The following is a 13,724-nucleotide window of genomic DNA, read 5'->3' as shown; positions in this document are numbered from 1 at the left end:
CTGCGCGTTCGGTTGCAGCAGCATGCGAAAGCGTGCATCGTGGATTTCGTATTCGTGCGGGTTCATCGTTTTGCGCTCATACCCCTCATGTTCAGGTCACGGCGTTGCCGTTGGCCGAACGCCTGGTGTTTGCCTGGTGTTGTACGGCGCGTCCACCTGCAATCTTCGCGAGATTAATCAGGACGCCGTATGCTCTCTTCTAGCCGAACGAGTAAGCAATACGAAATGATTGGAAGGAAGGACTAGATGTGCAGCGCACCAATCAGCGCCTGAGTAGCGCTCGAACAGCGCCTGAACTCAGCCGTTGCCGGCATGGCTGGCTGAAAGCGAGGCCCCGGCCGAAGCGATGCTGCCGTTTGCCACCGCAGCACGGGCGACCGCGCGAAGTCCAAAAGCCACAAAAACGAGGTGCGAGCGCACTTGCTGTCTCCTTGTTTTCTTGTCGAAATGTCTGCGTGCGGCGAGGGTGATGCACAACGTTGACGGGCCGCCTCGGTTAACTAATATACTAGTTGAATCAACCTGTGAAGATTTTTATTCAGCCACTGAGTATGCGGTTTACCCTAACCGATGAAATCCGAACGTAACGCACCTGAGCAATTCATCGCACGCGTGCTTCCGCGCAGCGCTTCGCTGGACCGCGCGCAGCCGCTTTCCGTGCAGATCTATCAGTTGTTGCGCGAAGCGATCATCACGATGGCCGTACTGCCGTCCGACGTCGTCTTCGAGCGTGCGCTCAGCGAAACGCTGGGTATTTCGCGCACGCCGGTGCGCGAGGCGCTTCAACAGCTCGCACGGGAAGAACTCGTGACCATCGCGGCGCAGTCGGGCACATTCGTCGCGCCGGTGCGGCGCGAGCAATTCGCGGAAGGCGCGCTGATCCGGCGCGTGCTGGAAAGTGCAAGCATCCGTCGCGCAGCGGAGCTGATCACGGCGCGCGAGCTCGATGCGTTGCACGACATTCACGAGGTCCACCGGCGCGCGGTCGAACGCGGCGACTCCGTGGAAGCCATTCGTCAGGACAACCGATTTCATGCAGCCGTGGGCGCGGCGGCACGGCTGCCCAAGATACTGCAGTTGATCGAACTCGTGCGCGCGCCGATCGACCGCGTGCGCTACGTGACGGCGCGCGAGCCCGAAGAAGGCGCCATGACGCTCGTGCAACACCAGCAGGTGCTCGAATCGCTCGTGCGGCACGATCCGGACGCGGCGGAACAGGCGCTACTCTCCCACCTCGACGACGCACTGCTGCGCCAGCAGCGCGTATTCGATGAGCACGTCGAACTTTTCGAGGGCCGAATCGGACCATGCCGGGACTAGAACCGGCTGGACCCTGATTGCCGAAGCGGAATCTGATTCAGGAGGAAACACTGTGGGCAAACTCGACGATCCAATCCTGCAGGTCTTGTCCGACTACAAAGCCGCGGTATTCGCAAAAGACGTCGACCGGTACGTCGACCTGTATGACGAAGACGTGCTGATCTTCGACATGTGGGGGGTATGGTCGTACGATGGCGTCGCGTCCTGGCGGGAGATGGTGACGTCCTGGTTCGGCTCGCTGTGTACCGAACGCGTTATCGTGGACTTCGTCGATACGCAGACGATCGTCGCCCAGAACCTCGCCGTCGTTCACGCCTTCGTGACATTCAAGGCGGTGACTGCGGACGGCACCGAATTGCGCTCGCTGGACAATCGCCTGACCGTGACGCTCAGGCAAAAGGGCGACGGTTGGAAGATTGCACACCAACATACCTCCTCTCCCATCGACCTCGATACGGCAAAGGTTATTTTCAAGCGCTGATCGAGGGGGTCGACGGGCAAGCGCCTCCGGAACTTCACACGGTGATGAATGTCTATTTACTTATCACCCGTGTTCTTTGGGGGATGCCAAAATGCCCGCCACACCCGCAGGGGCCATGCCCCTCTCCGATGAAACAGCACGGCGGCAGTTGCGCCGCGCCGTCGTCGCCAGCACGATCGGCACCACAATCGAGTGGTACGACTTTTTCCTCTACAGCACGGTAACCGGCCTCATTTTCGCGAAGCTTTATTTTCCGGAATCGAATCCGCTCGTCGGCACGCTGCAGGCTTTCCTGATCTATGCCGTGGGCTTTGTCGCAAGACCCGTAGGCGCGGCGATTTTTGGCCACTATGGGGACCGCATCGGCCGCAAGGCCGCGCTAATCGTCACCTTGTTGCTGATGGGGCTTGCCACGTTTGCCGTGGGCTTCGTTCCCACCTACGCGACGATCGGCATCTGGGGCGCCATCGCGCTCACGGTGTTGCGCTTCATTCAAGGTGTGGGCGTAGGCGGCGAATGGGGCGGCTCGGTCCTGATGTCGATGGAATGGGCCCGCACGAATGAGCACCGCGGGTTCGTGGCATCGTGGCCGCAATTTGGCGTGCCTGCAGGACTTTTCCTCGCCAACCTGGCAGTACTGGCCATGAGCGAGATTTCCGGCAGCAGTTTCGTTACGTGGGGCTGGCGCGTTCCATTCTTCCTGAGCATCGCGTTGGTCGCGATAGGCCTGTACATTCGCCTGAACATTCTCGAAACACCCGTGTTCGCACGACTCCTCGCCGAGCGCCGGATCGAAAAAGCACCCACGCTGGAAGTATTGCGCCGCCAGCCGAAGGACATTCTGCTCTCAGCCTTCGTACGCATGGCCGAGCAGGCGCCTTTCTATCTCTATACGGCCTTCATTTTCACGTACGGTGTCACGACACTGGGCGTGTCGCGCGACCTGTTGCTGACAGCGGTGCTGGCGGCCGCGGTAGTCGAATTCGGCACCATTCCGCTGTTTGGGCACCTTTCCGATCGGATCGGGCGCAGAAAGATGTACATGATAGGCGCCGCCGCCGTCGGCATATTCGGGTTCCTCTATTTCGCCATGGTCGACACGAAGAACCCCGTGTTGATCTTCGCGGCCATCGTGCTCTCGCTGGTGCCGCATGCGATGGTCTACGGTCCCCAGGCCGCCTTGATTGCCGAGTCCTTCACGGGCCGCCTGCGTTACAGCGGCGCTTCGCTCGGCTACCAGCTCGCTTCGGTCATTGCCGGCGGCCCCGCACCGCTGATCGCGACCGCGCTCTTCGCTTACTACCATTCGGGCTACGCAATCGCGGGATATATCTTCGTGTGCGCAGTGGTCAGCCTGGTCTCGGCCTGGTGGATGGTCGACTACACCAACAAGGACATTTCACGCGAATACGACGACCCGCACGCAATGGGCGATGGCGGGCACGCCAGGCCCGCTGCGTGATCGCAGCCGTGCAGCCTCGGCCTCAACGTCGACGCTGCCGCGCCCGGCCCCGAACCCGAACCCGCTTCCTGCCGGGCCTCGAACTGCTGCGAGTGGGCCGTGATCATCCCTGGGGTCGCCGTGAGGAGAGCGCGGCGACCCTCAAGAGGAATCAGAACTTCGTCTGGATGCCAACGCGCCCCACGAACTGATGATTGCTGCTGGACGGCCCGAACGTGCCGCAGATGGCCGCGTTCGCCCCCTCGTTCGCGATCTGATATACGGTTTCTGCGTAGACCATCGTGCGCTTCGAAAGACTGTACTGCGCCACCGCGTTCAGCTGGTGCGCGTGGTTGTTGTCGACACCCGCATTGCCCCACATGTACATGTAGTTCGCACCGAGCCCAAAAGCCGGTGTCACGCGATACGTGCCACCCGCCTCCACCATCTGTACCGCCGCGCCGTTCTGGGTGTTGCGCGTGTTCGTATAGAGCAGCGTGAGCAGCGCGTTGCCGAGCGCGTAGCGCGCGCCTGCGCCCCAGTTGCGAATGCTGTCGCCTTCGAGCACCGCGTATTTCACGTTCGTATAAGCGGCCCCCACGGCCAGCGGTCCGCGCGTATAGCTCACACCATAACTCGACGCGCTGTTCTCGCTGAAGTTGCCCGCAACCCCGCCGAAAGCGTACATGCCGCCAAACTTGAGGCCGCCATAATCAGCCGACGTGTACTTCACCGAATTCGACAGCGCCTCGCCACCGTCCATATGGTCGAAATCGTATGCCTCGTTCGGCGGCGAATCGGGCAGCGCGAGGCCGGCAAACGGGCCGTCGCGGAAGTTGTAGAGTCCGCCCACGTAAAGCGCGGAGTCCGCGCCCACATCGGCGAGCAGCGTGTCGACCATGAAGTCCTGCTGGCGGCCCATCGTCAGGCTGCCGAAACGGTCGCTGGAAAGACCCACCCAAGCTTCGCGGGCGAACAAACCGCCGCTCGTCATCGAGCTATTGCTGGGCGAGGCGATGATCGAACCGTTGCCCAACGAGAACTGGTTGACGAGGCGAAATTTCGCCGACAATCCGCCGCCCAGGTCTTCCGTGCCCATCATGCCGAACAGGTTCGGCACGGCAATGCCATCGGCCATCTGCCAGTTCGGCTTGCCGCCCTGATTGCTGATGTACGACACGCCCGCATCCAGCAAGCCGAACACGGTGACACTGCTCTGCGCGTGCACGATCGGTGCCGCGAGGCCAATGGCCACGGCAAGCGCATATTCCCTCTTCATCGGCGATCTCCACTTCACGATATTATTTCGTTATCCGAATTAATTATTGCAGCACCACCCATCGACCATTCGATGAGGTGAGACGCGCCCCATTACGGAGCGCGTTCAACGGCTTATTCGTGCACCAGTGCGAGCACGCGCAGCGGGCTGCCCGAACCTGCCTGGATTTTCAGCGGCGCCGAAACGATGACCGCGCCCGTGGCGGGCAACTGGTCGAGATTCTTCAGGCACTGCAAGCCATAGCGGTTCGATCCATGCATCAGCGTATGGCACGGATACGGTACGGGCCACGCATAGGACTGACCCGCATCGGTATTGATCGTCTCGACGCCGAAGCCATGCACCTCGCGCTCGTGAATCAGCCATTCCACCGCCTCCTGCGTCGGCCCCGGCGTGTGCGCACCGTCCTCGCGCAGGTTCAGGAAAGCCGCGGGATCGGTGCGTTTCGACCAGTCAGAACGCAGCAGCACCCACGCGCCAGCCGGGATGCGGCCATGCTTCGTTTCCCATGCTTCGAGGAATGCGACGGTGAGCAGCCAGTCCGGATTGGCCGAGACCTCCGCGCTTGCGTCGATCACGACGGCCGGCGCGATGAAGTGCTTCACATCGATGGTGTCCACGGCGTTCTGGGCGTGGTCCTTGCCTGTCACCCAGTGCACCGGGGCGTCGAAATGCGTGCCGGTGTGTTCGCCGCAGGAGAAGTTGTTCCAGTACCAGCCCGGACCTTGTTCATCGTACTGACTGATCTTTTCCATCTTGAACGCCCAGACCTGGCCGAACTGCGGCGGCAGTTGCAGGGCCGGAAATTCCGGCGACAGCGTTTGCGTCAGGTCCACGACACGCACGCGGCCGCTCGCCAGATCGATGGTCAGTTGCTCCAGACTGCTCGTCATGTTCTGCTCTCCGTTCTTGAATCAATCGTCGTTGCCATGCGGTGCGAGTCGTCGCATCGCGGCTGGCGCCCGGCCTGCTTACGTCAGATTATCTTTAGGCATAAATTCATTCATAATCATGGTTAGCCCCTTTTCACTGGCGGCCGTATAGAAGACGGATTCGCCACCGTGGTATGTTTGCGTTTCCGCGGATGCAACCCCATTCAATTACAAGCGTCTTCCACTGTTTTCCACGTATGAGCCAAACTCCGGTCAGCAGTTTTGTCGACAACTACACCCCTGCATTGCTCGCACAGGTCAGCCAGCTGATCTCCGGCGAATTTCACGTCATCGTCCAGTCAGCCGGTTTCGAAATTTCGGACTGGCGTGTCCTGTCCACGCTCTCGGACGGCAAAGCGGTCAGCATCGGCCACCTCGCACAGGCCTCCGTTACGAAGCAGCCCACCGTCACGCGCCTGCTCGACCGCATGGAAGCACAGGGGTACGTGAAACGCATTGCGCACGAGACCGACCGTCGCGTCACGCTGGTACGCATCACGCCTCAGGGACAAAAGCTCGTATCCGCGTTGATCAAGCAGGCCAAGGCGCATGAAGACCGGGTGCTGGCGCCACTAGGCAAGGCGAAAGCCGACGAGTTGAAGGCCACGCTGCGCCTCCTGCTCGAATTGCATCGCCCGGCAGCCTGATCCACGCACGTCGATTTCGCCTCAAGCTGCCATCGGCGAACGCTCGATGGCGGCTCTCAGGTCGTCCGGAATCGCGATCGATGCATGTGTGTCGAGTGAAGTCGTCACGATGGTCTGGCGCGCGGCCATCCGCACCGCGCCATCGCCGCCCGAGCACGCCCACGCGAGTGTGAGCGACTTCTGGCCGATGCGTTCCACCTCGAGCGAAAGCCACACCGTATCGCCCATCTTGCTGACCGCCTTGAAATCCACCTCGAGATGCACCGTGGGCATGCCCACGCGCTGCGCGCCGATCAAGCCGTGATAACCCTGCGGCAGCAACTCGTCGATCCACGACTCGATCAGGTCGTTGAACAACACGAAATACTGCGGATAGAACACGATCCCCGCAGGATCGCACTCGGAAAAGTGGATCTTGTGTTTGCGTCTGAAAGTATGGTCGGTCATGCCCTTCGCTCCCTCTGTGCTCGTTCGTGGCTCAGGCCAGCGCGTGGCGAACCAGTGCCGCTTGCAGCTTGTGGCCGTGCTCGTCGGCCAGCGCGGCATCACGCAACTCGCGCAGCGTCGCGGGAGCCAGCCGCGCGCCCGCCTTTTGAACGGCGGCCATCACTGTCTGGTAGTTTTTGAGGCCGCGCGCATGCGTATCGCTGTAGCCCTTCACGAGCCGCTGGCACTGCGCGACTTCGGCGGCAAGCGCGGGATTGTGCTTCGACGTAGTCACGATCTGCGCGAGCCAGGCTTCGATTCGCGCGTTTTCCAGTTCGTAACGCAGCGTGCGGCGGCGCATGCCGCGCAGGCTCGCCACGGCATAGAGCATCAAGTAGCCGCGTAGCGAACTGGTCTTGACGACGCGCCCCGACTGCGTGCAACGCCGCACAAGCCGATGAATCCAGTGCGGCCGCGCAAGCCAGCGGCCAAGGCCCGCCGGCAGCGTCTCGCAAATTTCCTCGAGCCGTGGATGCATGAACTCGTTGATCGCCAGTAGTTGGCCGGCTTGCGCGTGCACCTCGCTGCGTACGCGTTCAAAGCGTGTGCCGCGCGTCTTCAGGTCTGCTACGCGAATCGTGTCCTCATACGACATCCATAGCGCGAGGTGACGCGCACTCTCGCACAACAGCAAGGTCTGCGTATCGGGCAACGCGCGGCGCAGCTCGGCGAGACGATCCAGATACAGGCTCGCGTAGGCGGGATCCTGATAGTCGATCAAGCGGCGCACACCTTCGAGCGCAATTGGCTGGACCGCGCTCGGCCACTCCTTGCGTACGCGTTCGACGAGTCGTGCCACCTCGGCATCGCGCGGCGCGGGTTCGATATCGTCGATTGCGCTTGTCGTGTCGGGCGCTTCCTCCACGCGGGCGCGCTCGTATGCGAGGCCAAACGCGCGCAGGCTTGGCTTGACGCCGACGCCACCGCGCTCGATCGTCGCTTCGAACTGGCCCGCGCTGAACGGCAGCACGCCCGTACCGGCCAGCGCGCCGAACAACACGGCGCTGATCACGCTGCCGCTCGCTTGCGCGGCCTCCGCCATGTCGAAGCGCACGAAACGTTTGGCGGCCTGGGCCGCATGCGTAATGAGCGCTTCGCTGTCGACGCGGCCATCGCCCATCGCGGCTTTTTCGGCGATCGAATAGACGCGATGCGTGGATGAAACGAGCGTCGTGCGCTCGGGCGTCACGAGGCCGCGCTGCACCGCACGCCCTGCTTCCATCAGCTCGGAGGCCAGCACCACGTCCACGTCGCCGGGCAGCGGCATCAGCGCCAGCACGGGCACGCGGCTTTCGCCTTCCTCGCGCGGGAACAGCTCGACATAGTAGATGGTCGCGCCGGTGCGCTGCGCGACGCCGGGCACCGACGTGGTCTGTGCGTGGTAGCCGTTGTGCTCGCCGAGATCGACGATCCAGTCCGCGAGGACGCCACCGCCCTCGCCGCCCATGGCGAGAATGGCGATCTTGATCGGTTGTGCTTTCATCGTGTTATTCCCGGAATCAGAATGCGTAGCGCGCTCGGCGTTGAGCGGCGCGGCGCTGCAACCAGCCGATCACCGTGCTGCGTACGCGCTGCTTCAGCTTGTCCATTCGAGTAGGATTGCTGATGATCTGCGCGCGATAGAACGACGGACAGAGCACAGCCGCATGCGAGACTTCGCCGCACAGGCCGCAGCCCACGCAGCTCTCCAACACGCTCGCCACCGGGTCGATACGCAATGGGTCGGGGTTGGGCTTGATCGACAGCGACGGGCAGCCGGAGAGACGGATGCACGAATGATCGCCCGTGCATGTGTCGGAATCGACGCCGAACCGCTCGCGCACCACGCGCTCACCAGCCGCAATCGCCTTGCGCTGCTTCGGCTTCTCGCGTCGCTGCTTGTTCAGCATGCACTCGCTTTGCGCGATCAGCACTTTCGGACCCTTCGTGGCCGTCGTCAGCGCTTCCTTGAGCGTCGCTTTCATGGCCTTCAAATCATAGGTGCGCCGCACCGTCCTGACCCATTTCACGCCCACGCCGCGCACGGCCTCTTCGATTTCGTGGCCCGTGCTGCGCGTCGGGTTGAGCGCTTTCGAAGAGAGAATGTCCTGCCCGCCCGTTGCCGACGTATAGCTGTTATCGACCACGACCGTCAGGTTGTCGCTCTTGTTGAACACCGCGTTGGCGATGCCGCTCGTGAGGCCGTTGTGCCAGAACCCGCCATCGCCCATCACCGAGATCGCACGTTTTCCAGCCGGCGCGTTCAGCGCAGCCGCGCTCGCGCTGCCGAGCCCGTAGCCCATCGTCGTCGCGCCCAGGTTGAACGGCGGCAGGATCGAGAACAGATGGCAGCCGATATCGGCACTCACATGATGCGGCCCGATCTCGCGCTCCAGCAGCTTCATTGCCGTGAAGATCGGCCGTTCGGGACAGCCGGTGCAGAAGCCCGGCGGCCGCGCGTGCACGTGGTCATCGAGCGCGGGCAACGCATCGGCCGCAAGCGGCGACTCGACAGGCGCGGCCAGCACCGGAATCACCTTGCGCGGCGCCGGCTGCGGCGCAAGCACGCCGTAGCGCTCGAAGAACGCACGCAGGCCTTTCGTCACGGTCGCGGCGTTGTATTCGCCCGCGAGCGGCAACATGTCCTTGCCGTGCAACTCGGCCGTCACGCCGCGCTGGCGCAGGATGGCACTCGCGTTCTGCTCGACGAAGTTCGGCTGCCCTTCCTCGATCACGAGCACCGCGCGCTTGCCCGCACAGAAGCGCTCCCATTCGGAATCGATGAGCGGGTACGCGACATTCATGACGTAAAGGGGAATCTGCGATTCGCCATAGACGTCGGCCAGGCCGAGCCGCTCCAGCGAGCGCAGTACCGTGTTGTAGCTGCCGCCCTGTACTGCGATGCCGATATCGCGCGTGCCGGGCGCGAAGAACTCGTTCAGTTGACGCGATTCGATGAACTTCACGGCGGCGGGCCAACGCTCGTGGATTTTTTCGCGCTCGTGCAGGAAGCTCGCGGGCGGCAGCACGATGCGATTCACGTCGCGAGCCGGGTTTTCGAGGGCGTCCTTGATCGTGAACGCCGAACGTCGGTTGTCCGAAGCGATGAACCGGCCATGCACGTGGCATGCGCGGATGCGCAATTGCAGCATGACTGGCGTGCTGCTCGCCTCGGAGAGATCGAAGCCGTCCTTGACGGCCTGCACGATGCACGGCAGATTCGGGCGCGGATCGAGCAGCCAGATCTGCGATTTCATCGCGAAGGCGTGGCTGCGCTCCTGCATGATCGACGAGCCTTCACCATAGTCCTCGCCGACGATGATCAGCGCGCCCCCCGTCACACCGCCCGAAGCGAGATTGGCGAGCGCATCCGAGGCCACGTTGGTGCCCACCGTCGCCTTGAAGGTCACGGCGCCGCGCAGCGGGTAGTTGACCGAGGCGGCTAGCGACGCGGCCGCCGTGGCTTCGCTCGCGCTGTTCTCGAAGCGGATGCCGTGGTCGCCCAGAATGTCCTGGGCGTCGGCCAGCACGTCCATGAGGTGCGAAATGGGAGCGCCCTGATAGCCCGCCACGTAGGCCACACCCGATTCCAGCAGCGCCTTGGTCACCGCAAGAATGCCCTCGCCGCTGAATACCTCGCCCGCGCCCAGACGCAGCTTTTTCACTTCCTCGACAAACGACCGCTCTGCCATGACCGTCCTTTTACGTTGTCTTACCGTGGCGCACGACGCGTACTCGTCGCGCATCGATATCATTTTACTTTACATATAAACATTTCCATAATCATAGTTAACCCTGCGGATCGGCCTTCTTTCCCGGGACGCAACCGGATACCTCAGCCCGCGGCTGCGAGCGGTCCGGCCGGCGCGGTGTACTGCCCCCGCCAGTAGACGAGCGGGCGCGGCACAGACTCGTCACGCACCACGGCGCGCACGCGTCCGATCACGAGAAGGTGCCCGTGGCGCACGAGCAGTTCCTCCACCTCGCAATCGATGGCCACGACGCTATCCGCCAGCAGCGGCGCGCCGTTCGGCGTCATCTGCAGCCATTCGTCGTCGCCGTAGCGCGCCTCGCCCTGCTCGCCGCGAAAGCCCGTGAAGCGTTCGGCGATCGCGCGCTGCTCGGCGCGCAGCAGGTTCACGCCGAAGCGCCGCGTGCGCTCCAGTAGCCCCGCCGACGAACTGGTCGCCTTCAGCGACGCCACCACCATGGGCGGCTCGGCCGAGAACGACGATACGGAGGTGGCCGTGAAGCCGCTGCGTTCGTCGCCATCCGCAACGGTCACGACGCAGACTGCGCCCGCGAACCCGCGCATGGCCTGCACGAAGCGGCCGCTCAACGCCGCGGCGGCGTCCCTGTCCTCAGGCCGCACGGCGCGTCTCACGCGGGCTGCGCAGCCCGTGTGCCTCCAGGATAGGCAGCACCGTGTCCCGGAAGTACGGGAACTCCTTCACGTAGTCCACGAACGAGAGCGTCGTGCCCTTGAAGCCCACTTCGGCAAGCGAAATGAGGCCCGATGCGACCTGCTGCGGCGTGCCCACGAGCGGGAAGCCTCCATGCCCGGCAGCCATCCGGTCGCGGATCAGCGCGAGCAGGTCGTGCGGGAACGAATGCGCATTCGCGAACTGAAGTGCCACGAGGTTGTCGACCGCGCCCCAGTCCGCGTTGTCCTGGGCGAAATACTGGAGGTATTGGCGCGCCTCCTCCTCGGTCGGGCGGCAGACCACGTGCGAGAAGGTCAGGACGTTCACCGCCTTGTTCGCCGCGACGGCTTTCTGCTTCAGTTCGGCCACTTCCGTGCGCGAACGCTCGAGATCGATCGCGGGCGTGAACAGGAAATTCGCGTTGCCGATCGCGAAGTCGCGCCCCTCGCCCGAACCCGCCGCGTTCAGGATGGGCGGACGCTCGCCGTTCCACGGCCGGGGCAGCCCGTACACATTCTTCAACTGGAAGTTCTCGCCCGCCCAGTTGAACGGTCCTTCGTGGGTCCAGATTTTCTGCACCACGTCGAACCACTCCTGCGCGTACGCATAGCGCTTGTCGTGGCCCGCTGCGAGCGGCAGCCCAAGCGCCTCGTATTCCGGCCGGTTCCAGCCGGCCACGATGTTCAACCCGGCGCGGCCGGCGCCGATCTGGTCGAGCGTGGCGATCTGCTTGGCCACGACCACGGGATGGTTGGCCGCCGTGTGTATCGTCGCGAACACCGTGAGATTGCGCGTTTTCGCAAGCAGGCCCGCGGCCCACGTCATCGTCTCGAGCACCGCGCCGTGGAAGTCCGTCTCACCGCCGTAGCCGATCCAGCGCGCAATGGGCAGCATGAAATCGATGCCGGCCTCATCCAGCATGACGGCAAGCTTTTCGTTGTTCTCCCAGGAGTTGTCCCAGCGTTCGCCGATTTTCGTCACCGACATTCCGCCCGAGCAGTTCGTCGCGAACGTGCCGAGAATGAAATCCTTCGTGTTCAGAATTCGTCTCATGTCAATCCTGTCGCAGTAAAATTTGTCTACACGACGGGCCGCCTCGCGGCTGCCCTGCTCCCCCAACCAGTCGACGGCACAGGCCGCAACCGCGCGATTCCGCAATGACCGAAAAATCACGCAGAACCCCAAAACACACTGCCGCTGCCGAACATCGCTGGCACCTCGCCATGGACGACTTCGGCGTCGAGATCACCGACCTCGAATACGCCGTCATGCGGCTCGATCAATCATTTTCGCGCTGGCAGTCCGAATGCATGGCGGCCGTCACCGGCGTCACGCTAAGCGGACAAGAAAACGCGCTCGTGCACATCATCTACATGCACGAACGGCCCAAGACCATTCGCGATCTACTGCACATGACCAACCGGCAGGACGTAGCTAATATGCAGTACGAACTACGCAAACTGATAAAGGCCGGTCTTGTCGAGAAAAGCGGAACGGCACGCACCGGGGTGTACTACACGACGACAAAGGAAGGCGCGCGCGTGTGCGAACAATACGCAGAGCTACGCAGCGCGGTGCTGCTCAAGATGGCCGAGGCCGCGTCAGGCATCAAGTCCGCTGCTGCCGCCGCCACCGCGTGCCTCGAGCAGATGGAGCGCGTCTATGAATCCGCCACGCGAGAGGTCACGACCTTCCATCGGCGGCGCTAGTTCAACGCCACGCCGCGATACAGTCCATCTGGCACGCCATCGCATCCTGATTCAAACCCTTTAGATCGGTTTTCACATTGAATCTTTATTTGATCGAATCGTAGAGCAGCCGATTTTTGGCCGCAACCGATTTCGGCTCAGGGAAAACACCATGCCGTCATGGCGCCTCAGGAGGGGTTCGTAGCCTGGGTGCGAGCGCTGTTGGTCGCGGTTGCGGCGGCAGGAGGGCTGGCAGTCGTGCGGGCAAGCCAGGGGGCGAGATGGGTTGGCACGCACAGCAGCAACACCCGTGGCGTGCCGTCCCGGGTTTTCCAGGCGCCTTGATACGCGCCGCGACTTAGTTAGAGACGGTTTCATAAAGACGGCTGAACACGCTGAAGAGTGTTCCAGCAGGTCAAGCAACAGCCGAGTTTGAGGAACGCTTCGTGGATGTCAGCGCGACGTTCGAAGCGAATACCTAGACGACGGAAATGATGCAACCAGGCGTGTGTTCGCTCGACAACCCAACGGACTAGTACGACTGTGTTAACAAATTATTCGGTTTCGCGGCCGCAGCACGGGCACCGCTCAAGGCGGGAAAGTAGCGCTGCCGCAAGCTCCAATCGCAAAGTCGTAATGGAATCTGGCACGTGTCGCTGCTTACGCAGGGGCGCCCCGGGGCCGGAAGCCTTCGGGTAAGGAAGACACTTCGCGAGGTAACCGATGGGCTGGAGTTTTTTTTTGAACCACCAGGCGTTCAGTGACAAGAAAGCCATAAGCCGCTATGCACAGCGTCGCGTGGTGATGAAAGCCGCGCCAGCTGCGTCCCTCGAAATGCCCCAGGCCGAGCTCCTGCTTGAGTTCTTGATAATCGCGCTCAATGCGCCAGCGCAGTTTTGCCAGTCTCACGAGTTCCTTGATCGGCGTGTCAGCCGGCAACGTGCTGAGGAAGTATCTGGTCGGCTCGAGCTCTTCCTTGGGCCACTCGACGAGCAACCATTGCTCTTCGCAGGCCTCGCCTGTCCGCGCTGCGCGGGAAGCACAGCG

Annotated in this window: 13 protein-coding genes and 1 pseudogene; 5 read left to right on the top strand and 9 right to left on the bottom strand. The window is 62.7% G+C overall.

Annotated elements, in window-relative coordinates:
* The first annotated feature begins 570 nt into the window (after nt 1-570).
* The 3 genes from VMJ11_RS33160 to VMJ11_RS33150 all read left to right on the top strand — a co-directional run bounded on the left by VMJ11_RS33160 (nt 571) and on the right by VMJ11_RS33150 (nt 3,263).
* Nucleotides 571-1,320, top strand: coding sequence for a GntR family transcriptional regulator (locus VMJ11_RS33160; RefSeq protein ID WP_325625341.1), 750 nt, complete (start codon nt 571-573; stop codon nt 1,318-1,320).
* 52 nt (nt 1,321-1,372) lie between these two features.
* Nucleotides 1,373-1,801: a YybH family protein gene (locus VMJ11_RS33155; protein WP_325625339.1), complete on the top strand. Its 429-nt coding sequence runs from the start codon at nt 1,373-1,375 to the stop codon at nt 1,799-1,801.
* Between the two features lie 91 nt (nt 1,802-1,892).
* Nucleotides 1,893-3,263 (top strand): MFS transporter, encoded by a 1,371-nt coding sequence (locus VMJ11_RS33150; RefSeq protein WP_325625338.1) that lies wholly within the window; start codon nt 1,893-1,895, stop codon nt 3,261-3,263.
* Between the two features lie 151 nt (nt 3,264-3,414).
* Here VMJ11_RS33150 and VMJ11_RS33145 read toward each other — a convergent pair whose 3' ends face one another.
* On the bottom strand, nt 3,415-4,521 hold the full coding sequence (locus VMJ11_RS33145) for a porin (protein WP_325625337.1): 1,107 nt from the start codon (nt 4,519-4,521) through the stop codon (nt 3,415-3,417).
* Nucleotides 4,522-4,634: 113 nt separating this feature from the next.
* Nucleotides 4,635-5,414 carry a cyclase family protein gene (locus VMJ11_RS33140; RefSeq protein WP_325625335.1) on the bottom strand — a complete coding sequence of 260 codons (780 nt, stop codon included), beginning with the start codon at nt 5,412-5,414 and terminating at the stop codon, nt 4,635-4,637.
* 236 nt (nt 5,415-5,650) lie between these two features.
* On the opposite strand from VMJ11_RS33140, the gene VMJ11_RS33135 reads away from it, so the two are divergent.
* Nucleotides 5,651-6,100: a MarR family transcriptional regulator gene (locus VMJ11_RS33135; RefSeq protein WP_325625342.1), complete on the top strand. Its 450-nt coding sequence runs from the start codon at nt 5,651-5,653 to the stop codon at nt 6,098-6,100.
* A 21-nt stretch (nt 6,101-6,121) separates the two neighbouring features.
* On the opposite strand, the gene VMJ11_RS33130 is transcribed toward VMJ11_RS33135, so the two are convergent.
* The 5 genes from VMJ11_RS33130 to VMJ11_RS33110 form a co-directional block, all read right to left on the bottom strand.
* Complete coding sequence (locus tag VMJ11_RS33130) at nt 6,122-6,547, bottom strand: thioesterase family protein (protein ID WP_325625334.1); 426 nt, start codon at nt 6,545-6,547, stop codon at nt 6,122-6,124.
* Nucleotides 6,548-6,578: 31 nt separating this feature from the next.
* Entirely contained in the window at nt 6,579-8,069 is a 1,491-nt protein-coding gene (locus VMJ11_RS33125) for an indolepyruvate oxidoreductase subunit beta family protein (protein WP_325625332.1), read from the bottom strand.
* A 16-nt stretch (nt 8,070-8,085) separates the two neighbouring features.
* Nucleotides 8,086-10,257: an indolepyruvate ferredoxin oxidoreductase subunit alpha gene (locus VMJ11_RS33120; protein ID WP_325625330.1), complete on the bottom strand. Its 2,172-nt coding sequence runs from the start codon at nt 10,255-10,257 to the stop codon at nt 8,086-8,088.
* 143 nt (nt 10,258-10,400) lie between these two features.
* A complete protein-coding gene (locus VMJ11_RS33115) occupies nt 10,401-10,949 on the bottom strand; it encodes a flavin reductase family protein (protein WP_325625328.1) in 549 nt (182 codons plus the stop codon).
* Complete coding sequence (locus VMJ11_RS33110) at nt 10,927-12,042, bottom strand: LLM class flavin-dependent oxidoreductase (RefSeq protein WP_325625326.1); 1,116 nt, start codon at nt 12,040-12,042, stop codon at nt 10,927-10,929. The genes VMJ11_RS33115 and VMJ11_RS33110 overlap by 23 nt, the downstream gene beginning before the upstream one ends.
* A gap of 170 nt (nt 12,043-12,212) precedes the next feature.
* Between VMJ11_RS33110 and VMJ11_RS33105 the strand changes: the two genes are divergently transcribed.
* Nucleotides 12,213-12,698, top strand: a complete 486-nt coding sequence (locus VMJ11_RS33105; RefSeq protein WP_325625324.1) for a winged helix DNA-binding protein — start codon at nt 12,213-12,215, stop codon at nt 12,696-12,698.
* A 353-nt stretch (nt 12,699-13,051) separates the two neighbouring features.
* Here VMJ11_RS33105 and VMJ11_RS33100 read toward each other — a convergent pair.
* Nucleotides 13,052-13,207, bottom strand: a pseudogene (locus VMJ11_RS33100) (IS5/IS1182 family transposase); the annotation flags it as partial.
* A 130-nt stretch (nt 13,208-13,337) separates the two neighbouring features.
* Nucleotides 13,338-13,724 (bottom strand): transposase (locus VMJ11_RS33095; RefSeq protein WP_325625323.1); only part of this gene is annotated, 387 nt, incomplete at its 5' end.

The sequence above is a fragment of the Paraburkholderia sp. genome (assembly GCF_035501035.1).
In the GTDB taxonomy this organism is placed as follows: domain Bacteria; phylum Pseudomonadota; class Gammaproteobacteria; order Burkholderiales; family Burkholderiaceae; genus Paraburkholderia.
This window is presented reverse-complemented; position numbering and strand designations above follow the sequence as displayed.

Bases quoted from the DNA above. Each gene is read 5' to 3' on its own strand.
- VMJ11_RS33150 (WP_325625338.1), top strand. From the start codon at position 1,893: ATGCCCGCCACACCCGCAGGGGCCATGCCCCTCTCCGATGAAACAGCA.
- VMJ11_RS33125 (WP_325625332.1), bottom strand. From the start codon at position 8,069: ATGAAAGCACAACCGATCAAGATCGCCATTCTCGCCATGGGCGGCGAG.
- VMJ11_RS33140 (WP_325625335.1), bottom strand. From the start codon at position 5,414: ATGACGAGCAGTCTGGAGCAACTGACCATCGATCTGGCGAGCGGCCGC.
- VMJ11_RS33105 (WP_325625324.1), top strand. From the start codon at position 12,213: ATGGACGACTTCGGCGTCGAGATCACCGACCTCGAATACGCCGTCATG.
- VMJ11_RS33160 (WP_325625341.1), top strand. From the start codon at position 571: ATGAAATCCGAACGTAACGCACCTGAGCAATTCATCGCACGCGTGCTT.
- VMJ11_RS33130 (WP_325625334.1), bottom strand. From the start codon at position 6,547: ATGACCGACCATACTTTCAGACGCAAACACAAGATCCACTTTTCCGAG.
- VMJ11_RS33135 (WP_325625342.1), top strand. From the start codon at position 5,651: ATGAGCCAAACTCCGGTCAGCAGTTTTGTCGACAACTACACCCCTGCA.
- VMJ11_RS33120 (WP_325625330.1), bottom strand. From the start codon at position 10,257: ATGGCAGAGCGGTCGTTTGTCGAGGAAGTGAAAAAGCTGCGTCTGGGC.
- VMJ11_RS33145 (WP_325625337.1), bottom strand. From the start codon at position 4,521: ATGAAGAGGGAATATGCGCTTGCCGTGGCCATTGGCCTCGCGGCACCG.
- VMJ11_RS33110 (WP_325625326.1), bottom strand. From the start codon at position 12,042: ATGAGACGAATTCTGAACACGAAGGATTTCATTCTCGGCACGTTCGCG.